The sequence below is a fragment of the Paractinoplanes brasiliensis genome (genome assembly GCF_004362215.1).
GTDB classification, from domain to species: domain Bacteria; phylum Actinomycetota; class Actinomycetes; order Mycobacteriales; family Micromonosporaceae; genus Actinoplanes; species Actinoplanes brasiliensis.
On the sequence record NZ_SNWR01000002.1, the window covers coordinates 239680 to 259398 of the forward strand.

At 71.2% G+C, this 19719-nt stretch carries 21 protein-coding genes and 1 pseudogene; 13 read left to right on the top strand and 9 right to left on the bottom strand.

Annotation, left to right across the window (positions count from 1 at the left end):
• Nucleotides 1–97: 97 nt before the first annotated feature.
• The 4 genes from C8E87_RS33110 (at nucleotide 98) to C8E87_RS33125 (ending at nucleotide 3237) form a co-directional block, all read left to right on the top strand.
• Complete coding sequence (locus C8E87_RS33110) at nucleotides 98–691, top strand: DUF3090 domain-containing protein (protein ID WP_133877390.1); 594 nt, start codon at nucleotides 98–100, stop codon at nucleotides 689–691.
• A complete protein-coding gene (locus C8E87_RS33115) occupies nucleotides 688–1503 on the top strand; it encodes an SCO1664 family protein (protein WP_133877391.1) in 816 nt (271 codons plus the stop codon). The genes C8E87_RS33110 and C8E87_RS33115 overlap by 4 nt, the downstream gene beginning before the upstream one ends.
• 58 nt (nucleotides 1504–1561) lie before the next feature.
• Nucleotides 1562–2800, top strand: coding sequence for a cysteine--1-D-myo-inosityl 2-amino-2-deoxy-alpha-D-glucopyranoside ligase (gene mshC, locus C8E87_RS33120; protein WP_133877392.1), 1239 nt, complete (start codon nucleotides 1562–1564; stop codon nucleotides 2798–2800).
• Nucleotides 2801–2961: 161 nt separating this feature from the next.
• On the top strand, nucleotides 2962–3237 hold the full coding sequence (locus C8E87_RS33125; protein WP_133877393.1) for a hypothetical protein: 276 nt from the start codon (nucleotides 2962–2964) through the stop codon (nucleotides 3235–3237).
• Between the two features lie 89 nt (nucleotides 3238–3326).
• Here C8E87_RS33125 and C8E87_RS33130 read toward each other — a convergent pair whose 3' ends face one another.
• The 3 genes from C8E87_RS33130 to C8E87_RS33140 form a co-directional block, all read right to left on the bottom strand.
• On the bottom strand, nucleotides 3327–4121 hold the full coding sequence (locus C8E87_RS33130; RefSeq protein ID WP_133877394.1) for a GntR family transcriptional regulator: 795 nt from the start codon (nucleotides 4119–4121) through the stop codon (nucleotides 3327–3329).
• 163 nt (nucleotides 4122–4284) lie between these two features.
• The gene (locus C8E87_RS33135; RefSeq protein WP_133877395.1) at nucleotides 4285–5154 is read right to left on the bottom strand and encodes a PAC2 family protein; all 870 of its coding nucleotides are present in this window, start codon (nucleotides 5152–5154) and stop codon (nucleotides 4285–4287) included.
• 137 nt (nucleotides 5155–5291) lie between these two features.
• Nucleotides 5292–5843, bottom strand: a complete 552-nt coding sequence (locus tag C8E87_RS33140; RefSeq protein ID WP_133877396.1) for a hypothetical protein — start codon at nucleotides 5841–5843, stop codon at nucleotides 5292–5294.
• A 48-nt stretch (nucleotides 5844–5891) separates the two neighbouring features.
• Here C8E87_RS33140 and C8E87_RS33145 point away from each other — a divergent pair, with 48 nt between their 5' ends.
• The gene (locus C8E87_RS33145; protein WP_166661365.1) at nucleotides 5892–6368 is read left to right on the top strand and encodes a GNAT family N-acetyltransferase; all 477 of its coding nucleotides are present in this window, start codon (nucleotides 5892–5894) and stop codon (nucleotides 6366–6368) included.
• A gap of 170 nt (nucleotides 6369–6538) precedes the next feature.
• Here the strand turns inward: C8E87_RS33145 and C8E87_RS33150 are convergent, their stop codons facing one another.
• Nucleotides 6539–7366, bottom strand: coding sequence for a CDP-alcohol phosphatidyltransferase family protein (locus C8E87_RS33150; RefSeq protein ID WP_133877398.1), 828 nt, complete (start codon nucleotides 7364–7366; stop codon nucleotides 6539–6541).
• A gap of 161 nt (nucleotides 7367–7527) precedes the next feature.
• Here C8E87_RS33150 and C8E87_RS33155 point away from each other — a divergent pair, with 161 nt between their 5' ends.
• The 3 genes from C8E87_RS33155 (at nucleotide 7528) to C8E87_RS33165 (ending at nucleotide 9898) form a co-directional block, all read left to right on the top strand.
• On the top strand, nucleotides 7528–8091 hold the full coding sequence (locus C8E87_RS33155) for a phosphoribosyltransferase (protein WP_133877399.1): 564 nt from the start codon (nucleotides 7528–7530) through the stop codon (nucleotides 8089–8091).
• A 150-nt stretch (nucleotides 8092–8241) separates the two neighbouring features.
• Nucleotides 8242–9162: an AraC family transcriptional regulator gene (locus C8E87_RS33160; protein WP_133877400.1), complete on the top strand. Its 921-nt coding sequence runs from the start codon at nucleotides 8242–8244 to the stop codon at nucleotides 9160–9162.
• A 16-nt stretch (nucleotides 9163–9178) separates the two neighbouring features.
• The gene (locus C8E87_RS33165; RefSeq protein WP_133877401.1) at nucleotides 9179–9898 is read left to right on the top strand and encodes an SDR family oxidoreductase; all 720 of its coding nucleotides are present in this window, start codon (nucleotides 9179–9181) and stop codon (nucleotides 9896–9898) included.
• 227 nt (nucleotides 9899–10125) lie between these two features.
• On the opposite strand, the gene C8E87_RS33170 is transcribed toward C8E87_RS33165, so the two are convergent.
• Together C8E87_RS33170 and C8E87_RS33175 are read right to left on the bottom strand one after the other, a co-directional pair.
• Complete coding sequence (locus tag C8E87_RS33170; RefSeq protein ID WP_133877402.1) at nucleotides 10126–10395, bottom strand: YggT family protein; 270 nt, start codon at nucleotides 10393–10395, stop codon at nucleotides 10126–10128.
• 42 nt (nucleotides 10396–10437) lie between these two features.
• On the bottom strand, nucleotides 10438–11196 hold the full coding sequence (locus tag C8E87_RS33175) for a YqjF family protein (protein ID WP_133877403.1): 759 nt from the start codon (nucleotides 11194–11196) through the stop codon (nucleotides 10438–10440).
• Between the two features lie 124 nt (nucleotides 11197–11320).
• Between C8E87_RS33175 and C8E87_RS45905 the strand changes: the two are divergent.
• A pseudogene (locus C8E87_RS45905) lies at nucleotides 11321–12379 on the top strand (RNA-guided endonuclease InsQ/TnpB family protein); the annotation flags it as partial.
• A gap of 255 nt (nucleotides 12380–12634) precedes the next feature.
• Nucleotides 12635–13297, top strand: coding sequence for an HAD family hydrolase (locus C8E87_RS45910; protein WP_166661479.1), 663 nt, complete (start codon nucleotides 12635–12637; stop codon nucleotides 13295–13297).
• A gap of 329 nt (nucleotides 13298–13626) precedes the next feature.
• Here the strand turns inward: C8E87_RS45910 and C8E87_RS33185 are convergent, their stop codons facing one another.
• Together C8E87_RS33185 and C8E87_RS33190 are read right to left on the bottom strand one after the other, a co-directional pair.
• Entirely contained in the window at nucleotides 13627–16155 is a 2529-nt protein-coding gene (locus C8E87_RS33185; RefSeq protein WP_133877405.1) for an ABC transporter permease, read from the bottom strand.
• Nucleotides 16155–16907, bottom strand: a complete 753-nt coding sequence (locus C8E87_RS33190) for an ABC transporter ATP-binding protein (RefSeq protein WP_133877406.1) — start codon at nucleotides 16905–16907, stop codon at nucleotides 16155–16157. Before C8E87_RS33190 ends, C8E87_RS33185 begins: the two co-directional genes overlap by 1 nt.
• A gap of 222 nt (nucleotides 16908–17129) precedes the next feature.
• Here C8E87_RS33190 and C8E87_RS33195 point away from each other — a divergent pair, with 222 nt between their 5' ends.
• The 3 genes from C8E87_RS33195 (at nucleotide 17130) to C8E87_RS43970 (ending at nucleotide 18686) form a co-directional block, all read left to right on the top strand.
• Nucleotides 17130–17657: a hypothetical protein gene (locus C8E87_RS33195; protein ID WP_239080149.1), complete on the top strand. Its 528-nt coding sequence runs from the start codon at nucleotides 17130–17132 to the stop codon at nucleotides 17655–17657.
• Between the two features lie 85 nt (nucleotides 17658–17742).
• Nucleotides 17743–18546, top strand: coding sequence for a DUF4097 family beta strand repeat-containing protein (locus C8E87_RS33200; protein ID WP_133877407.1), 804 nt, complete (start codon nucleotides 17743–17745; stop codon nucleotides 18544–18546).
• The gene (locus tag C8E87_RS43970; RefSeq protein WP_166661366.1) at nucleotides 18546–18686 is read left to right on the top strand and encodes a hypothetical protein; all 141 of its coding nucleotides are present in this window, start codon (nucleotides 18546–18548) and stop codon (nucleotides 18684–18686) included. Before C8E87_RS33200 ends, C8E87_RS43970 begins: the two co-directional genes overlap by 1 nt.
• Nucleotides 18687–18869: 183 nt before the next feature.
• Here C8E87_RS43970 and C8E87_RS33205 read toward each other — a convergent pair whose 3' ends face one another.
• A complete protein-coding gene (locus tag C8E87_RS33205; protein ID WP_275409059.1) occupies nucleotides 18870–19571 on the bottom strand; it encodes a LuxR C-terminal-related transcriptional regulator in 702 nt (233 codons plus the stop codon).
• Nucleotides 19572–19719: the final 148 nt, after the last annotated feature.

Below are 19719 nucleotides of genomic sequence, written 5' to 3' on the forward strand. Positions count from 1 at the left end.
ACGGGCGTGTTACCGCAGGATGATGCTTGTTGAGCCCTCAGCGAACCCGGCCGGTGGGGATGCGCAGGGTGGTCCGGTCGTGGATAGGGTTGTCGGCATGACCCACCAGGTGCACTCGTTCGAGCCGCCGGAGCGGTTCGTCGCCGGGACGGTGGGCGAGCCCGGCGACCGGACGTTCTTCCTGCAGGCCCGCGGCGGCGGCCGGGTCGTCAGCGTCGCGCTGGAAAAGGTCCAGGTGTCGCTGCTCGCCGAGAAACTCGAGGAGTTGCTCGTCGAGGCGAACAAACGCTTCGGTGTCTCGCTGCCCGACGCGCCGGTTGCCGCCCCCCACGACAACGAGCCGCTCGACACCCCTGTCGACGAGGAGTTCCGGGTCGGCACGCTGGGCCTCGCCTTCGACGTCGACACGAGCACCGTTGTCATCGAGGCGATCGAGGCCGGCGAGGCCGAGGTCGAGATCGAGCTGGGCGAGGACGAGCCCGCGGTCACCGACGACGATGACGATGACGACGACGAGCCCGACGACGACCTCGACCGTTTGCGGGTGCGGCTGACCCCCGAGGCGACCCGGGCGTTCATCGACCGCGCGCGCCGGGTCGTGGCCGCCGGCCGGCCCCCGTGCCCGCTCTGCGGCCAGCCGCTCGACCCGGCGGGCCACCTGTGCCCCCGGCACAACGGCTACCACCGGTGACCACGGAGCCCGCCGCGGCCCTGGCCGAGGCCGACGCCCTCGACCTGCTCGCCCGCGGCCGGCTCGAGATCGAGGGCCGGCTGGTCGACGCCTCCAACACCACGTTGCGGGCCGAGATCACGCTCGACGGCCTGACCCGCCGCTGCGTCTACAAGCCCGTGCAGGGCGAACGCCCGCTGTGGGACTTCCCGGACGGCACGCTGGCCGGCCGTGAGGTCTCGGCCTATCTGGTCTCGCGGGCCACGGGGTGGGACCTGGTGCCTCCGACGATCCTGCGCGACGGCCCGCTCGGGCCGGGCGCGCTGCAGCTGTGGATCGACGAGCCGGAAACGGCCGAGTCGCTGATCGGCTTCGTCCCGGCGTGGGACGTGCCCGACGGCTGGCTGCCGGTGGCCAACGCCCGCGACGAGGACGGCGACGCCTACGCGCTGGCCCACGCCGACGACCCGCGGCTGGCCCGGCTGGCCGTCTTCGACGCGGTCATCAACAACGCCGACCGCAAGGGCGGGCACGTGCTCTACCCGGCGACCGGCTCGGTCCACGGCGTCGACCACGGAGTCAGCTTCCACGTGGAGAACAAGCTGCGCACGGTCCTGTGGGGGTGGACCGGCAAGCAGCTGATCCCGGAGGCCACCGAGGTGCTGACCGCCCTGGCCGCCCAGCTCGACGGCGCGCTCGGCGAGTCGCTGGAGGAGCACCTGACGCTCACCGAGGTGCGGCACGTCCGGCAGCGGGCCAGGCGCCTGCTGCGGGCGGGGCGGTTCCCCGACCCGCCGCAGGACTGGCCGGCCATCCCCTGGCCGCCGGTGTAGCTGTAGTTTTCCCCACGCTCAGGAGCGTCCTCCGGGTGCCCTGGATAGGCTCCTGACCATGGATACTTGGACCGGGCACGACGTGCCGACCCTGCCCGGCGAGGCGCCGGCGCTGCGCCTCTTCGACTCGGCCCGCCGCGAGACCGCCTCCACCGTTCCCGGTTCCACCGCGACGATGTACGTCTGCGGCATCACGCCCTACGACGCCACCCACCTCGGCCACGCCGCCACCATGATCACGTTCGATCTGGTCAACCGGCTGTGGCGCGACGCCGGGCACGACGTGAACTACGTGCAGAACGTGACCGACATCGACGACCCGCTGCTCGAGCGGGCCGCGCGTGACGGTGAGGACTGGGTTGTCCTCGGCATGCGTGAGACCGCCCTGTTCCGCGAGGACATGGAGGCGCTGCGGATCCTGCCGCCGGCCCACTACGTCGGCGCGGTCGAGTCGATCCCGGCCATCGTCGAGCACGTGCGTGAGCTGCTCGCCTGCGGCGCGGCGTACCCGCTCGACGACGGCACCGGCGACGTGTACTACTCGATCGCCGCCGCGCCCCGCTTCGGCTACGAGTCGAACCTGTCGCGCGACGAGATGCGGGTGCTCTCGGCCGAGCGTGGCGGCGACCCCGACCGCGAGGGCAAGCGCGACCCGCTCGACCCGCTGCTGTGGCGCGGCGCCCGCGACGGCGAGCCCGCGTGGGACGGCGGCGACCTCGGCCCCGGACGCCCCGGCTGGCACATCGAGTGCGCGACCATCGCGCTGAGCCGTCTGGGCGACACGATCGACGTGCAGGGCGGCGGCAACGACCTGCTCTACCCGCACCACGAGTGCTCGGCCGCGCACGCCGAGACCCTGACCGGCCGGGCGCCGTTCGCCACGCACTACGTGCACGCCGGCATGATCGGGCTCGAGGGCGAAAAGATGTCGAAGTCGAAGGGCAACCTGGTCTTCGTGTCCCGGTTGCGCGCCGACGGCGTCGACCCGATGGCCGTACGCCTCGGGTTGCTGGCGGGGCACTACCGCAGCGACCGGGAGTGGACCGACGACGTGCTGAAGGCCGGCCAGGAACGTCTGAGCCGCTGGCGTTCGGCTGCGGCGGCTCCGGCTGGTCCGTCGGGCGAGGGGCTGCTCTCCGCCGTACGGGAGGCTCTGCGTAACGACCTCGACTCGCCTGCCGCGTTGGCCGTGGTGGACGCGTGGGCCGACGCCGCCCTGTCGCACGCGGGGGAGGACGACCAGGCGCCGGCGCTGATGGCCCGTACGGTCGACGCTCTGCTCGGCGTCAAGCTCTGAGCAGACGGTTGCCACGGGCGACCCTAATGCGTTGCGCGAGGGTTACGGACCGGTTTTAGAGTTTAAGCCCGGAATGGTCGTACTTATCGGCAAACCGACGCATTTCCGTGACGAAAGGACGAGACTTTCGGTCGTCCTACTTTCGTCCGAAAGGAAACATCATGCGTCGTCCGGTTATGTACCTCGCTGGCCTGCTCCTGGCCACCGGCGCGAGCCTCGCCCTCGCGGGACCCGCCCAGGCTGCCGTTTCGCACGGCTCCGCCGCCTCCGGCCAGTCGGCCGCCTCGCACGACTGGTGCGACGACGATGACCACTATTCCTTCTACGGTCACCGTCGTCACTTCCACCACCACGGCCACTACGGTCAGGGCGGCGGCGTCTACGGCAGCTACAACGGGATCCTGAACGGCAACAGCATCAGCGTTCTCGACTTCTGATCGGCACTGCCGGGAGGGCTGTCCCCAGCCCTCCCTCGTGAACAAGTCGACCCGAGGAGCCATCGGCCCCTCGGGTCTTCGCCTTTCTGCTACGCGAGCGCGAGCCCCGGATCGGTGTCGGGAGCCGACGGCGTGGGCGCCGGGATCTTGTACTCCTCGGTGAGCGTCGTCATGGGGCCCGGCCAGGTCGCCTGGGCCACCTCGATCGGCTTGCGGGTCTCGTCGAACGCCACATGAAGCAGGTGCAGCACCGGCGTGTCCGGGCGGATCTGCAGGATCTCGGCCTCGTCCCGGCTGGGCTGGCGGGCGCTGATCGTGTCGGTCGCCGAGGCGTACCTTTTGCCCAGCACCTCCTCGGCCTCCTGATAGAGCGGCCGGCCGAACGCCTCGGCCCGCTCCAGGGACGTGCCGCTGACGTCGGTCACCCGGAACCAGGACGCGCCCAGCTCGACCGTGGCGTCGTCGGTCTTGACCAGATGCCGCCGCGCCAGCATCTCGGTGCCGTCGCGCACCCCGAAGGCGTCGGCCACCTCGGGCGGGGCCGGCTCACGGCGTACGGAGACCAACTGCTGCCGATAGCGGGCGGCCAGGTCGGCGTGGTAGCCGCGGTGTGCGCCGTACCGGCCCCGGCTCAGCCGATTCAGGCGGCGGCGGGTGCCCCGCACGTACGTGCCCGAACCGGGTTTCGTGATCAGGATGCCTTCGACGCGGAGCTGGTCGATGGTGCGCTGCACGGTCTGCTTGGCGACGCCGAACATCTCGGCCATCGCGGGGATCGACGGCAGGCGCTCACCGGGCTGCCACTCGCCGCGGCGGATGCGCTCCCGCAGCTGAGCCGCGATCTGCCGATGCGGGAACTCCGCCGCCCCGGGGTTGATCGTCATGTGAAGGCCTCCTCGCCTCGCCGGCACGCGCCTTGCCCGATACGCCTAGGTTCCTAGGATGCCTCACGGGTTGTGACGCGTCCGGCAGCGACACGCGTTACGCCGTGACCCGTGCACGAGAAAGCCGGCCCGGCAGTCGACTGCCGGGCCGGGCTTCGACGCGTTACCAGGAGCCTGCGGTGGGGCCGGCCGATCCGCCACGGCGGCGCAGGTACTTCTCGAACTCGCTGGCGATCTCGTCGCCGGTCAGGGGCTGGATGCCCTCGTCGCCCACGCGTTCTTCCAGCTCGCGTACGTACTCACCCAGCTCGGCGTCCTGCTCGGCCGCGGCCCGTACGCGCTTCTCCCACTCGTCGGCCTCCTCGGCCAGGTCGGCCAGCGGCACGGGCAGGTCGAGCACGTCCTCGAGGCGGCTCAGCAGCGCGAGGGTGGCCTTGGGGCAGGGCGGGTTGTTCGCGTAATGCGGCACGTGCACCCAGAACGACAACGCGTCCAGCTCGGCGCGGCCGGCCGCCTCGTGCAGCACGCCGACGATGCCGGTCGGGCCGTCGTAGCGGGTGGGCACCACGTTGTACTTCTCGCCGGCGTCGCGGTCGGAGGCCGAGCCGCTGATCGGCAGCGGTCGCGTGTAGGGCACGTCGGCCAGCAGCGCGCCCAGCAGCACGATCCGCTCGACCTCGAGGCTGTGGCACAGCTCGAGCACCTGCTCGCAGAAGGTGCGCCAGCGCATGCTCGGCTCGATGCCGCGGATCAGCACCACGTCGCGGTCGGCGCCGGGCGGGCTCGCCACCGTGAAGCGGGTGGTCGGCCACTCGATCTTGCGAGTCTCGCCCTCGGCCATCGTGATCGTCGGCCGGCTGACCTGGAAGTCGTAGAAGTCCTCCGGGTCGATGGTGGTGATCTCGCGGGCCTGCCACACCTGCTCGAGGTGTTCCACGGCCGCGGTCGATGCGTCGGCCGCATCGTTCCAGCCCTCGAAGGCGGCGATGGCCACGGGGGATCGGAGTAGCGGGAGGCCGTCGAACTCAGTCATGGAGACAGCCTACGTTCACCCCGCGCACGCCACCCGGCGGCCGCGCCGCGCCGGACGGCGCCCACGCTCGGGAAACCCCTGAAAACCGCCGATACCGTACGCCTCGCCGACTCCCTCGAACCCCCGAGGAACCGGTCTCAGACCTTTGTCGGCAGCCGTCGGTGCAGCTCGGCCAGCAGGACGGCTGGTTCCGGGGACATCAGGCCGACGTCGACCAGGTACGCGTGCTGCCCGCCGCGCCGCCGGGTGCGCGGGGCCCGGCCCGGTCCGTCGCCCGGCTCCACGAAGTCGTCGTCGACCGGGGTGATGAGGAGTTCGGTGAACGGCCCCCGGTAGCGCAGCGCCACCTCCCGGATGCCCGCCCACGGGATGTGCACGGGCCGGCGCCCGGTGGCGGCGAAGTCGAGCCCGCGCATCGAGCTGTGCAGCCAGCCCAGCCTGTTCCAAGCGGTGAGCAGGATCACCGCGGCCGTCACCGGCGGCACGATCAGGGCCAGCTCGACGTAGAGGACGATGTCGCCCGTGTCCGGGGTGTCGCCCAGGGCCGTTCTCAGCAGGACGAACAGCGCCAGCGTGGTGACCCAGACGGCGGCGACCACCCAGAGCATCGTGACGTAGACCATCGCCCGTGACTGCAGGAAGAGGATCGTGTCGTCCTCCGGCCCGAGGACCTCGTCGATGTGCGCCACGATCGAATTATGCCCGCTTTGTCGGGGGATAGAGGCGATTATGGGGAGGTGACCGTGACGCGGCTGGCCGAGGACGACATCCCCGCGACGTGGGAGGCTGCGAGCCTGCTCCTCGACGAGTACCGCCAGCACTACGGCGCCAACCCGGCCCCCGAGGCGGCGGCGACCTGGCTGCGCGAACAGATCGACGCCGCCCGAGCCCGCGTCTACCTGGCCGTCAGCGCCGACCGTCGACCCACCGGCGAAGACGGCACGGTCGACGGCATCTGCACGGTCACGGTGGTGCCGGCGGCGCTGACGCTGCGTTCCGCGTGGTTGGTCCGCGACCTGTACGTGCGTCCGGCGGCCCGCCGCCGCGGGGTGGCCCGGTCCCTGCTCGAAGCCGTCGTCGACGACGCCGCGGCGAACGGCGCCCACCGGCTCTCCCTGCAGACCGAGTCGGACAACGCGCGGGCGCTGGAGCTCTACTCGAGGATCGGTTTCGAGCCCCTGCCCGGGGTGACCGTCATGGACAACATCCTCTGAACGCCCCGCCACTGATCTGCAAGCGAGCGCTCCCCGCCGACGTGCCCATTCGCCCGCGGACGTGAGTGAGAGGCGCGGAGCCGGGCGAGCTCGGTTGAGGCTCTCGCCGTGCTGACGCGAGAGCGCGGGCCCCCGTACGGGAAACCCGCGCCCGCGGCGATCAACTGTGGTCAGGCGGCAGCCGGAACGGGGTTGTCGACCGGCTCGACCGTGGGCTTGGCGGCCTGCTTGCGCTTCGCGTAGGCGTACAGGCGGTAGATCAGCAGCAGCTCGAAGGCGACCATCAGGGCCGAGGACCCCACGCCGACCAGGATGATCTGCTTGGTGACCGGGCCGAGGATGAAGACGAACATCATGAACTCGATGCCGCTGAACAGGTGGGGGCGGATCCGGTGGCGGACGAGGAAGTTGCGCAGCCGCCAGACGGCCGACTCGTTGCCGGTGGGCAGGGGGGCGGTGACGGGGCCGGCCTCGGCGTCCTCATCGGTCATGACGACCGCGTCCTGGTTGAGCTCGGCGCGGACCTTGCCCATCTGCAGCGCGTTGAGGTAGCGGAACATGTCGAGGAAGACGACCACGCCGCCGAGCCAGAGGTAGGCCATGTTGTCGGTGGCCGCCCACTGCCCGCCGAACAGGCCGACGGCGCAGACCGCCACGCGCAGGCGGTCGAGCACGTAGTCGAGCCAGGACCCGAAGGCCGAACCTGTCCCGTTCAGCCGCGCGATCTTGCCGTCCATGCAGTCCAGGACGAAGCTGAGGTGGAACAGCAGCGCGCCGAGCAGCAGCCAGCCGTAGTCGGCCTGCCAGAAGCAGTACGCCGAGACGATGCCGACTCCGAAGGCCAGTGTCGTCAGGCGGTTCGGGGTCACCGAGCGCCACGGCTGCACGAGCCAGACCAGGCGGGAGGCGAGAGGGTCGACCAGGCCGACGGTCCACCACGCGTCACGCTGTTTGTACGTGCGGTCGCGGATCACTTCGAGGGGATACCGCTGCGCCATGCCACCACTCCTGGTGTTGCCCGAAACGTGAATGATCGACCGCGCGGACCTTACTAGATGATGAACAGTGCTGGAAGAGGACCTGGGGCGTGTCGGAAATCGAGGAACTTTCCGGTCACACGCCGTTAATTCGCCGGTGATCAACCCGATCGGGGGACCTTGTGGACGCGGAGCACGTTGCGGACGATCTGGAAGAGGTGATCTTGTCCGAGGAGCGGATTCTGGCTCGGGTCCAGGATCTGGCGTCCGAGTTGCACGGGGTCCATGAGCCCCGTACGCCCGTGCTGGTGGGCGTGTTGGGCGGCGCGGCCACCTTCACCGTCGACCTGGCTCGCGCGTACCCGGGACAGGTCGAGATCGGCTGGATGGCGATCAAGTCGTACAGCACGCACAACCGCGCGTCGGGGTCCGTACGGCTGCTCAAGGACCTTGACGTGGACATCTCGGGGCGGGACGTCGTGATCGTCGACGGCGTGATCGACACCGGGTTGACGATGTCGTGGCTGATCGCGAACCTGGCGCAGCGCGGCCCGGCCTCGATCGCCGTGTGCGCGTTGCTGCGCAAGCCCGAGACGGCCCGGTTCGCCGACACCCCGACGTACGTGGGTTTCGATGTCGGCCCCGGGCTGATCGTCGGCTACGGGCTCGACCACCAGGGGCGCTACCGGAATCTGCGCTGCGCCGCGGTGCTGTCGCCCAGCGCGTACGAGGTCACGCCGGCCTGATCTTCGCGCTCAGCCGATCGGGCGGGGTGCATCGCCCGGCATCGGCCCGGCACGGGCGCGGCCGAGCTGCCGCGCCACGCCGGCACGGCTGGCAAGAGCCGTTAAGTCATGGCTTGACCGGCGGCCGCAGCCCGGGTGACCGTGGGGCTCATGGCGGTGCAGATCCACTCCGTGCCGGCGGTCCTCTCCGACGAGCCCTGTGAGGTCGCGCTGCGGGCCGTGTGTCCCGCCCTGCGCCCGTACGTGCTGGGGCTCTCGGGTTTCCGGTCCGGTCACGGGCGGCCGATCGCGCACCTGCTGCTGCCGCTGGCCCATCCGACCGTGATCGTCGATTTCGGCGCGCGTTCGGGTCTCGTGCTCGGCGCGCGGGCCGCCGCCACCGCCCGTGGCGAGACCACCTGGGGGCACGGGATCAGCATCGGCCTCACCCCGCTGGGCGCGGCGGCGCTGCTCGGGGTGCCGATGAGCGAGCTCGGTGGCCCCGCCGTGCGCCTCGACGAGCTGCTGGGCCCAGGGGTGACCGAGCTTCCGGGCCGGCTGGCCGCCGCGCCGAGCTGGGCCGAACGGTTCGACCTGATCGAGCGGGTGCTGCTCCACCTTCGTACGGCCCGGACCGCTTCTCCCGACCGGGTGGCGTGTTCTCCCGACCCGGCGGCGTGGTTTCCTGACCGGGCGGTGCCGGCCGCGTGTTCTCCCGACCGGGTGGCGTGTTTTCCCGACCGGGCGGTGCTGGCCGCGTGGCAACGGCTGCAGCGGCCCGGTCCGCCGAAGGTGGACGTGCTCGCCGCCGAACTGAACGTCACCCGCCGCCGCCTCGAACGCGGGTTCCGGCAGCATGTGGGCCTGACCCCGGCGACCGTGGCGCGGATCGCGCGGTTCCAGCGGGTCGTGGGCCGGCTCGTCTCCGGCGCCGGCCCGTCGGAGGCGGCGGCCGACAGCGGGTACGCCGACCATCCGCACCTGGCACGCGAGACCCGGGCGATGGCCGGGCTCACCCCGACCCGGCTGGCCGCCTACCTCAGCACCCCGCCGGTGGTCGTCGCAAACGTCCAAGACGCCCGGCGCCGCTGAGACCTAGCGTGCCCCCATGACGTTTGAGGGGAAGACCGCGCTGGTCACCGGCGGCTCGAAGGGGATAGGCCGGGCCGTCGTCGAACAGCTGGCAGCCCGGGGCGCGGCCGTCGTGTTCACCTACCGCCAGGACAAGGCGGCCGCCGACGAGGTCGCCGCCACAAACCCGGGAACCACAGCCGTGCGCGCCGACCAGGAAAGCCTCGACAGTCTCGACGCGGCTTTCGACGCCGTACGGGGTGGTCTGGACATCCTGGTGAACAACGTGGGCCTGGTCACGGCGGCGCCGATCGCCGAGCTGACGCCGCCGGACTTCGACCGGGTGTTCGCGGTCAACACCAAGTTCCCGCTGTTCGCCATTCAGCGCGCCGCCCCGCTGCTGCGCGACGGCGGCCGGATCGTGAACATCTCCACGCTGAACACGCTGTACCCGGCGGCCGGTCTGGCGCTCTACTGCGCGGGCAAGGCCGCCCTCGAACAGATAACCGTGGTGGCCGCGAAGGAGCTGGGCCCGCGCGGCATCACCGTCAACACGGTCTCGCCCGGCGCCACCGACACCGACACGCTGCGCGCCGCCAACCCGCCCGCGGCGCTCGAGGCCGCCGCCGGGATGACCGCGTTGGGCCGCCTCGGCCGTCCGGACGACGTGGCCGCGGTGGTCACGTTCCTCGCCTCCGACGAGGGCCGCTGGATCACGGGACAGAACGTCCGCGCGACCGGCGGCCTCTCGGTGTGACCGGAAGCTTCCTGCTGCCGCGTTTCCCGTCGAGACCCGGTTGTTTCCGGCCTTGGCCGGGCCGTTTTCGCTGGGGCCGCTTTCCGGTCTTGGCCGTTTCGCTTGGCCCGGCCGTTGTCCGGTCTTGGCCGTTTCGCTTGGCCCGGCCGCTTTCCGGTCTTGGCCGGGCCGTTTCGCTGAGATCCGGCCGCTTCCCGCGGTGGCACGGCTGCTCCCGCGGCAGGCGGTCAGATGATGGCGCGGATGATGACGATGCCGAAGAAGACGATGAGGAAAGCGACGTCGATGGCGGCGCCGCCGAGACGCAGCGGGGGCACGACTCGCCGTACCGGGGCGAGAATGGGCTCGGTCACGGTGTAGACCCCCGACATGAGCCGGGAACGGAAACCGCCGGGAGCGGCCGGCCCGGCCAGAACCGTGCTCCAGTCGAGCAGGGCCCGAGCCACGAGCAGCAGCTGCACGAGCAGCAGCAGGAAGTCCACGAGGGCCAGGACCACAGATACCTCCAGGGCAGAAGCGACCCCCCTACTGTGCGTCGCTCAGCTGTGGGGTTGCTGTACGTCCCCTGCGGGCCGGCTCACCGCGCCGAACGTGACGGGCACGCCGGGGGAGTAGAGGACACTCACCGGCGGTCCGGCCGGCTGGGGGAGCCCGGCCGCGCCGATCAGGGTGTCGGACAGGGAGAGCAGTTCGGCGCGGTGCAGGGGCCACGGCGGGTGCTCGTTGGCCAGGTGGACCGTGCGGCCCCACGCGGCGGTGTGCAGGCCCCAGCGGGCGGTGAGGAACTGCTCCAGCGGCGTCGGCTCGGTGAGGGCGGCGCCGACGCGTACGGTCATCTCGCCGGCGGCGCCGCGGGGGCCCGGCCAGCGGCGGCGGGTCGTGTACGTCAGGACGTCGCCGTCGCGGGTCAGGCGCATCCGCGACCACATGTACGGCAGGTTCAGTGTGGCCCGCGCGACCAGCACGGGGATGAGGCGTTCGGCCTCCAGCGATCGGAAGACGACACCCCGGCGGCCCTGCGCGTCCACGCTGTAGAGGCGCACGTTGGTCTCGGCGAACGAGCCCAGGTACGGAACTCCGGGGCCGGACAGGAAACCGACGCCCTCCATCCGGAAGCCGATCAGACCCACGTACGTGACGCCGTCGAGCGTGTCCGGGACCGTGCCGGCGGGTAGCAGCGGCGCCACCAGCGCGGGGTCGACCGGCCAGTGCAGGAACGCCAGGTCGGTCCAGCGCTGCACGAGCAGGGACCGCCGCACCGGCCGGGGAGTGCTGAGAGTGACGACTTCCGGGTTCATCGGATTTCCTCCGTGGTAACCCGGCCGTGCAGGGCCGGGAGGTAACGGTGGCTACGGCCTTGCGGCGCGTCGCCTCGGTGTTCCCGAGATGGTTTGCTAATTGTGAGCTGTGACGGCGAGGGTCGTGAAGCGGGCGTTCAAGTTCCGTTTCTACCCGAGTCCGGAGCAGGCGTCTGAGCTTGTTCGGACGTTCGGGTGTGTCCGGCTGGTCTACAACAAGGCCCTCGCGGCGCGTACCGAGGCGTGGACGTTGCGTCAGGAACGGGTCAACTACAACGCCACCTCGGCGTTGCTCACCGCGTGGAAGAAGACCGGCGATCTGGCGTTCCTCAACGAGGTGTCGTCCGTACCGTTGCAGCAGGCCCTGCGCCATTTGCAGGTGGCGTTCACCAACTTCTGGGCGAAACGCGTCAAGTACCCGACGTTCAAGAGCAAGAAGCGGTCGCGTCAGTCGGCGGAGTACACCACCAGCGCGTTCCGCTGGCGCGACGGCAGGCTCACCCTCGCGAAGATGCCTGCACCGCTGGACATTATGTGGTCCCGGCCGCTCCCGGAGGGCGCCTCGCCATCGACCGTGACCGTCTCGCAGGACGCCGCTGGTCGCTGGTTCGTGTCACTGCTCTGCGACGACCGGATCGAGCAGACCCCGGCCGATGGCGCGGTCGGTGTCGACGCCGGCCTGGACTCCCTGCTCACCCTGTCCACCGGGGAAAAGGTCGTCAACCCGAGGCATGAACGGGCCGACCGTAAGCGGCTGGCCCGCGCCCAACGCGCGATGGCGCGTAAGGAGAAGGGCTCGAAGAATCGGGCCAAGGCTCGGCTCAAAGTCGCCCGCGTCCACGCCCGGATCACCGACCGCAGGCGGGATTACCTGCACAAACTGACCACTCGGCTCGTTCGTGAAAACCAAACGATCGTGATCGAGGACCTGACCGTGCGCAACATGGTCAAAAACCACAGCCTGGCCCGGTCCATCAGCGACGCGGCCTGGCGACAATTCCGCACTCTGCTCGAATACAAAACCGACTGGCACGGCCGCAACCTTGTCGTCGTGGACCGCTGGTTCCCCAGCTCGAAACTGTGCTCGACATGTGGTGCGCTCGCTCAGCGGATGCCGCTGAACGTGCGGTCGTGGACGTGCCCGTGCGGCACCGTCCACGACCGCGACGTCAACGCGGCCCGCAACATTCTGGCCGAGGGGCTCTCGGTCACAGCCTGTGGAGGAGGTGTAAGACCTCAACGAGAGTCCTCTCGTGCGGGGCAGCCGACGGTGAAGCAGGAAACCCCAGGGCGACCAAGGGAACTCCCGGTCCTTCAGGCGGGGAGGATGTCAAGTGAGCGAAGGTACGCGCCGGGTACACCTCCTCCGGGGGAGAATGGCCCCGGACGCTCATCACGATCATGGAGGCTCATCCTGAACGCGCGACAGCCCGCTGCGGTGCTCTTCGACATGGACGGCACGCTGGTCGACAGCGAGAAAGTGTGGGACATCGCCCTGCACGAGCTGGCCGGGAGGGCCGGCGGCACGCTGTCCCCGGCGGCCCGGCAGGCCATGATCGGCGGCAGCATGAGCGTCAGCATGCAGATCCTGCGCGACGACCTCGGCCAGCCCGAACGGCCGGAAGCGCCCGACGTCGAGTGGCTGACCAACCGGGTGCTGGAGCTGTTCAGCGAGGGGCTGGTGTGGCGGCCCGGGGCGCTCGACCTGCTGCACGGCGTCCGTTTCGCCGGTCTGCCCACCGCGCTGGTCACCTCGACGGGGCGCGAACTGGTCGAGGCCGCGCTCGACACGCTGGGCCGCGACAACTTCGACGTCGTGGTCTGCGGCGACGAAGTGGTGATGCCCAAGCCCGACCCGGAGCCCTACCGCACCGCCGCGACCCTGCTCGGCGTGCCCATCTCCGAGTGCGTAGCCATCGAGGACTCCCCGACCGGCGTGGCCAGCGCGCTCGCCTCGGGGGCAACCGTGCTGGCCGTGCCGGCCGAACTGGAGCTCCCACCGACCGACGGAGTGCACCTGCGCACCTCCCTGGTCGGCGTCGACCCCGACTACCTGGCAGCCCTGCTCGTCAACCGCGGCCTGCTCCCCACCGACCACTGACAGCGCCCCACCGCCGGGGACAGCACCGGACCCGCATCATCACCGTCCGGCCCCGCCCGCGTTGGGTGCTGGTTGTGTGGGCGGCCCGCGCCCGGCACTGATCGCGTAGGCGGCCCGCGCCCGCCACCGGTCATCTGGTCCGCATCCTGCAGGAAGGCTCCCGCGAGCTGTACGGCGGTGCCGGGCCGCCCGTCGCCGCCCGGCACCGGACATGTGCCCGGTGCCGGGCGGCCGGCTCTTCCCCGCCGCGCTGGTCGCGCGGCCAGACCCCCGCTGACCCGGCGCTGTTGCCATCAGGCCGTCGAGCCGGCTGTTGCCGTGCCGGCGCGTCAGTCGTGGGCGATTGCCGCGAGGACGTTGAGCCGGGCGGCTTTGATCGACGGCAGCACCGCGGCCAGCACCCCGACGACGGCGGCCAGCCCCAGGTAGAGGCCCATCTGTCCCCACGGCAGCACCAGGTCGGTGATGCCGTCGTTCTTGAGGGCCTGCACCACCGCGGCGCCCATGCCCGCGCCGACGACGACGCCCAGCAGCGCGCCGAAGACCGAGATCACCACGGCCTCGACGGTGACCATCCGCATCGTCTGGGCCCGGCCGAGTCCGACGGCGCGCAGCAGGCCCAGTTCCCGCGTGCGTTCCAGCACCGACAGGGCCAGCGTGTTGATCACCCCGAGGACGGCGATGAGGATCGCCAGGCCGAGCAGCACCTGCACCATCGTGATGAGGGTGTCGAAGTCGCCGACCTGCTGGTTGATGAAGCTGCTGCGGTCGGTCGCCGTCACCTCGGGGCTGTCCGCCACCAGGGCCTTGACCTGCGGCAGCACCTGATCGACGGTGGCCCCGTCGGCCAGCCGGACATACCCGAAGATCGGCTGCGTGAGCCCGAACTCCTTGGTCGCGGCGAGCGGGAGCATGATGCTGCCCGGGACCCTGTCCTCGTCGTAGGTGGCCGCGATCGTGTAGCGGTGCTCCTCGCCGCGTGGCATCTGCACCCGTACGGCCGTGCCGACCGCCCAGCCGTGCTCGGTGGCCTGTTCCGTGCCCACCGCGATCTGGTCGGGCTTGAGTGCGGGAAGCGCCGGCGCCCCGTACGCCTCGGCCAGCGTGGCCAGGTTGTCGGTGGCGGTGACGTACTCGCGCTCACCGTCGATCAGCACCTGCTCGTTCCAGACGCCGGCCACCGCCCGTACGCCGGGAATCTTCGCCGTCTCGGCGAGGACGGCCTGGTCGAACACCGGCGGCCGCGGACCGTTCTGGTCGCCGCCGATGACGATCTCGGCCTTCATCGTGGTCTCGGCCTGCGCGGCCAGGCTCTGCTTGGCCGAGCCGATCACCACCGTCACCCCGGTGACCAGCGCGATGCCGACCATCAGGGCGGCCGCGGTGATGGCCGTGCGGCGCGGGTTGCGGCCCGAGTTGAGCCGGCCCAGCCGCCCGGGCACCGACCATGAGAACAGCCGGCCCAGCCCCGCCACGACCGGCTTGGAGATCAGCGGCGTGAGCAGGGCGACCCCGATGAACGTGACCAGCACGCCGCCGAGGATCAGCCACAGCGAGTCGGCGCCGTAGAGGCCGACGCCGAGCATGGCCGCGCCGACCGCGCCGATGACAGCCCCGGCGACGGTGACCCGGGTCAGCGGCCGGTCGGGGGTGGCGACGTCCTGCATCGCCGCGATGGGGGAGATGCGTGAGGCCCGGATCGCCGGCAGCACCGCGGCGACCACGGTGACCACGACCCCGATGATCAGCGAGCTGACGACCGCGGCCATCGGCACGGCGACCGCGGCCGGTTCGAGGCCGTCGCTCATCGATCCGAACAGCGTCACCAGCAGCCAGCCCACGCCCACCCCGGCGGCGAGCCCGAGCACGGCGGCGACCAGGCCGATCGTCAGCGCCTCGACCAGCACCGAGCTGATCACCTGGCGGCGGCCCGCGCCGAGCGCACGCATCAGCGCCAGCTCCCGGGTCCGCTGGGCCACAATGATCGAGAACGTGTTGAGGATGAGGAACGTGCCGACGAACAGCGCCACGCCGGCGAACCCGAGCAGGATGTTGTTGAAGAAGCCGAGCGCCTCCTTGAACTGCGCGGAGCTGTCCTCGGCGAGCTGCTCACCGGTCTTGACCTCGTAGTCCGCGCCCAGAGCCGTCGCCACCCGATCCCGTACGTGGGAAGGGTCTTGACCTTTGCCGGCGTCGACGACGATCTGGGTGAACATGCCGGGCGCGCCGAGCATCGAGCGTTGCGCCTGGGCGGTGGTGAAGGCGACTTCCTGCACGCCGCCGATGCTGTCCCGGTCGTTGGTGTAGCCCCAGACGCCGACCAGCGTGAACGTCTGCTTGGGGAGCTGGGTGAGCACACCCACCCGGTCGCCGACCTTGATGCCGGCGGCCTTGGCCACTGCCGCGTTGACGGCGATCTCGTCGTCCTTGGCGGGGCCGCGGCCCTCGCGCAGCTCCATCAGGTCGTCGGTGCCGACCCAGTTCATGCCGATGCGGGGCGGGCCGTAGCTGGTGACCACCTTGCCGTCGGAGCCGATCACGCGGGCGCCGTCGTCGGAGATCACCCCGGTGGCCTTGGCAACCCCGTCGACCTTCGCCACCCGGTCGACAAGCGCGGCCGGGAGCGGGGTCAGGATCTGCTCGCCCTCCAGTTCGTCCACCGCCACCTTGGGCTTGGCGGTGACCGCCACGTCGACCTGCGAGTAGCCCTCGGCGAAGAGGTTGTCGAAGGTGCGCCCGAGCGTGTCGGTCGTGACGAACGCGCCGGCGACGAACATGACGCCGAGCACGACCGCCAGGCCCGAGAGCACCAGCCGGAGTTTGCGGCTGAGCAGGCTCTTCAGCGTCGCGCGCAGCATCAGACCAGCACCTCTCCGGCCTTCATGGCCTCCAGCACCGTCTCGGGGGTGGGGTTGTCCAGCTCGGAGACGATCGCGCCGTCGGCCAGGAACACGACACGGTCGGTGTAGCCGGCGGCGACCGGGTCGTGGGTGACCATGACGATGGTCTGCCCGTGCTCCATCACGCTGCTGCGCAGGAACGACAGGATTTCGGCGCCCGCCTTGGAGTCGAGGTTGCCGGTCGGCTCGTCGGCGAAGATGACGTCGGGCCGGCTCATCAACGCCCGCGCGCACGCCACCCGCTGCTGCTGGCCGCCGGAGAGCTGGCTGGGCCGGTGACCGAGCCGGTCACCGAGGCCGACCGTGCCGATCACCGTGTCCCACCACTGCGGGTCGGGTTTGCGGCCGGCGATGTCGAGCGGCAGCCGGATGTTCTCCGCCGCGGTCAGCGTCGGCAGCAGGTTGAACTGCTGGAAGATGAAACCGACGCGGTCGCGGCGCAGGCGGGTCAGCGCCTTGTCGCTCAGGCCGGTGACCTCGGTGCCGCCGATGTGCACCGAGCCGCGGGTGACCGTGTCGAGCCCCGCCAGGCAGTGCATGAGCGTCGACTTGCCGCTGCCGGACGGGCCCATGATGGCCGTGAACTTGCCGCGCGCGAAGCTCGCGCTCACCCCGCGCAGGGCGACCACGCGCGCCTCCTCGGAGCCGTACACCTTCCACACGTCGTCGGCGCGTGCCGCGACAGGCTCCTGCGCCCTGGTCCCGATCATCGTCTGCCAGCCCCCTGGAATCGTGCGGGCCGCCCCCGTCGGCCGGCCCGTGCGTCACTTGTGGAGAGCAGTTTTCTCGGATGACGGCATGAAGACGTCAACCCACGGGTGGAATCTCAGGCGGAGATTCCATACGGGAAACACCCAGGGGGCACTCAGGGTCGACCCTGAGATGTCATCGTGACGCTTGACTGACGTCATCCCTGACGTCATAGTGGTGTCATGGACCTGACGCCGTATCTGGAAACCCTGCGGGCCGACCTGGCGGCCGCCGCGGCTCCGGCCGGGCCGGAAACGATCCGCGCCGCCGAGCTGCTCGGCCACTCGCTCGAGGCGTCGGCCCGGCTCGCGCTCCTCGAGGCCCTCTCCGACGCGGCGGCCGAGATCACCACGAGGCTGCCCGAGGCGAGCGTCGAGGTGCGGCTGCGCGGCCGTGACGCCGACCTCGTGGTCAACCACCGGGCGCCCGAGCCGCCCGAGCCGCCCGCGCCGCCGGCCGCCCCGGTCCCGCCCGACAGCGGCGACCTGACCCGGCTCACGCTGCGGATGCCCGAGTCGCTCAAGACCCACGTCGAGCAGACGGCCGCGGCCGAGGGCATCTCCGTCAACGCGTGGCTGGTCCGCGCGGTGACCATGGCCGTCAACAACGTGCCGCCGCCCTTCCCGCCCGGGGCGCCTGGCGCTTTCCCGCCCGGAGTGCCCGGTGGCGGCCGTACGCCCAAGCGGGTCACCGGCTTCTTCCAGGCCTGACCCCTTCCCGTTCCGCCACTTGACTCTTCCCCTGGGTGAGGGTCGAGCGTGTCCGCATGCCCATTTCACCGTCTGGAGACCCCTCATGTTCGAGTTCGACCACCCGGCGCCGGTCACGGTCAGCCTGCGCACCAACGCCGGCCTCGTCGGCCTGCACGCCGAGCAGCGCGACACCGTGCAGGTCACGGTCGAGGCCATGGACGACCGGGACACGTCCCGCGAGGCCGCCGACAAGACCCGCGTCGTCCTCGACGGCGACACGCTGCTCATCGAGGTCCCGCACGACGCCAAGATCTGGCGGCGCGCGCCCAAGCTCGCCATCACCGCCCGCGTGCCGGCCGGCAGCACGCTGCACGGCAAAAGCGCCTCGGCCGGCATCCAGGCCGCCGGCACGTGGTCCGACGTCAAGCTGGATGTCGCCTCCGCCGACGTGGAGCTCGCCGAGGCCACCGGCGACGTCGCGCTGGACTCGGCCAGCGGCGACCTCGGCGTGGGCCGGATCGGTGGCTCCGCCAAGCTCGGCACGGCCTCCGGCGACGTGCGCCTCGATGACGTCACCGGTGACGTCAAGGTGAAGTCGGCGAGCGGCGACGTGCGGGTCGGCGCCGTCGGGGGTTCCCTGCGCGCGTCCACCGCCTCGGGCGACCTCAGCGTCGGCCGGCTGAGCACCGGACGGAGCGAGATCAGCACCGCGTCCGGCGACGTCCGGGTCGGCATCACCGCCGGCGCCGGGGTGTGGCTCGACCTGAACACCGCTTCCGGCCGCACCACCAGCGACCTCACGCCGACCGGCGACACCCCGCCCACCGGCGCCACCATCGAGCTGCGGGTCCGTACGGCCAGCGGCGACATCCACATCCACCGCTCGTCCGAAGGGAAAACCGTCTGATGCTGCCCGACAACCGTTTCGGCATCGAGAACAACGCCCGCCGCCTCATCGGGAACCGCCGCAAGCGCGCCGGCCGGTTCACCCCGCCGGACTGGCCGGTGAGCCGCGGGCCGACCCCGAACCCGCGCCGTGAGGCCTGAGGCTGTGGACAACTCCGGACGGCCCGGACGGGCCTGTGGACAACCCCGGACGCCGGCCTTGACACCGCGGTACCGTGCCCCTCCCGCCCAGAACGGGGGTGGGGGAGGGGGTGGCGGAACTCCTACAGCCTCTTGATCCACCAGGCGGATCGGCCGGGCGGGGAGCGCATCGTGCGCGGCTGCTCAGGCGCCGGGCTTGACCAGGCCTGTCTCGTAGGCCAGGACCACGGCCTGGGTACGGTCGCGCAGGCGCAGCTTGGTCAGCACGTGCCCGACATGGGTCTTGATCGTCGTCTCGCTCACCTGGAGCGCGGCGGCGATCTCGGCGTTGGAGTGACCGCGCGCCACGTGGACCAGCACCTCGCGTTCCCGCTCGGTCAGGGTGTCGAGCTTGCCGGCGGCCGTGGTCTCGGGGGCGGGCAGGGCCTCGGCCACCCGGACCAGGATGTGGGCCAGCACCGCGGGCGTGATGACGGCACCGCCTGCGGCCACGGCCCGTACCGCGGCCACCAGTTCCTCGGCGGGGGCGTTCTTGAGCAGGTAACCCGAGGCGCCGGCGGCGATGGCGGCCAGCACGTCCTCGTCGGAGCCGTGCTCGGTCAGCAGCAGCACCCGCACGGGCAGGCCGGACGCCGCCACGGCGCGGGCCACGCCCAGGCCGTCGACGCGGGGCAGAGCAAGGTCGGCGATCAGCACGTCGGGCAGCAGCCGCCGGGCCAGCACGACCGCCTCGCCGCCGTCCCCGGTCTCACCCGCGATCACGATCTCGGGCGCGCCGCCGGCCGTCAGGATCGCGCGGAGCCCGGAGCGCTGCATCGGCGCCGCATCGGCCACGAGCACACGTATCGGCCGTTGGATGATCAACAGGTGCTCCGGAGCAGCCACCGCCTCCCCCACCCCACCTCTGGGAGGGCCGGCAAAGCTAGCACGCTGTCAAGCCGGGAGCGGGAGTTGTCCACAGCGGCGCCGGTCGTCGGATGAGCCGGTGCGGGGTTGTCCACAGGGCCGCCGGGAGCGCACGAGTGCATGGCGC

Excerpts from the sequence above, each read along its gene's own strand:
- C8E87_RS33200 (WP_133877407.1), top strand. The coding sequence starts at position 17,743 with ATGTTCGAGTTCGACCACCCGGCGCCGGTCACGGTCAGCCTGCGCACC.
- C8E87_RS33195 (WP_239080149.1), top strand. The coding sequence starts at position 17,130 with ATGGACCTGACGCCGTATCTGGAAACCCTGCGGGCCGACCTGGCGGCC.
- C8E87_RS33165 (WP_133877401.1), top strand. The coding sequence starts at position 9,179 with ATGACGTTTGAGGGGAAGACCGCGCTGGTCACCGGCGGCTCGAAGGGG.
- C8E87_RS33130 (WP_133877394.1), bottom strand. The coding sequence starts at position 4,121 with ATGACGATCAACCCCGGGGCGGCGGAGTTCCCGCATCGGCAGATCGCG.
- C8E87_RS43970 (WP_166661366.1), top strand. The coding sequence starts at position 18,546 with ATGCTGCCCGACAACCGTTTCGGCATCGAGAACAACGCCCGCCGCCTC.
- C8E87_RS33135 (WP_133877395.1), bottom strand. The coding sequence starts at position 5,154 with ATGACTGAGTTCGACGGCCTCCCGCTACTCCGATCCCCCGTGGCCATC.
- C8E87_RS33175 (WP_133877403.1), bottom strand. The coding sequence starts at position 11,196 with ATGAACCCGGAAGTCGTCACTCTCAGCACTCCCCGGCCGGTGCGGCGG.
- C8E87_RS33185 (WP_133877405.1), bottom strand. The coding sequence starts at position 16,155 with ATGCTGCGCGCGACGCTGAAGAGCCTGCTCAGCCGCAAACTCCGGCTG.
- C8E87_RS33190 (WP_133877406.1), bottom strand. The coding sequence starts at position 16,907 with ATGATCGGGACCAGGGCGCAGGAGCCTGTCGCGGCACGCGCCGACGAC.
- C8E87_RS33150 (WP_133877398.1), bottom strand. The coding sequence starts at position 7,366 with ATGGCGCAGCGGTATCCCCTCGAAGTGATCCGCGACCGCACGTACAAA.
- C8E87_RS33160 (WP_133877400.1), top strand. The coding sequence starts at position 8,242 with ATGGCGGTGCAGATCCACTCCGTGCCGGCGGTCCTCTCCGACGAGCCC.
- mshC (WP_133877392.1), top strand. The coding sequence starts at position 1,562 with ATGGATACTTGGACCGGGCACGACGTGCCGACCCTGCCCGGCGAGGCG.
- C8E87_RS33110 (WP_133877390.1), top strand. The coding sequence starts at position 98 with ATGACCCACCAGGTGCACTCGTTCGAGCCGCCGGAGCGGTTCGTCGCC.
- C8E87_RS33125 (WP_133877393.1), top strand. The coding sequence starts at position 2,962 with ATGCGTCGTCCGGTTATGTACCTCGCTGGCCTGCTCCTGGCCACCGGC.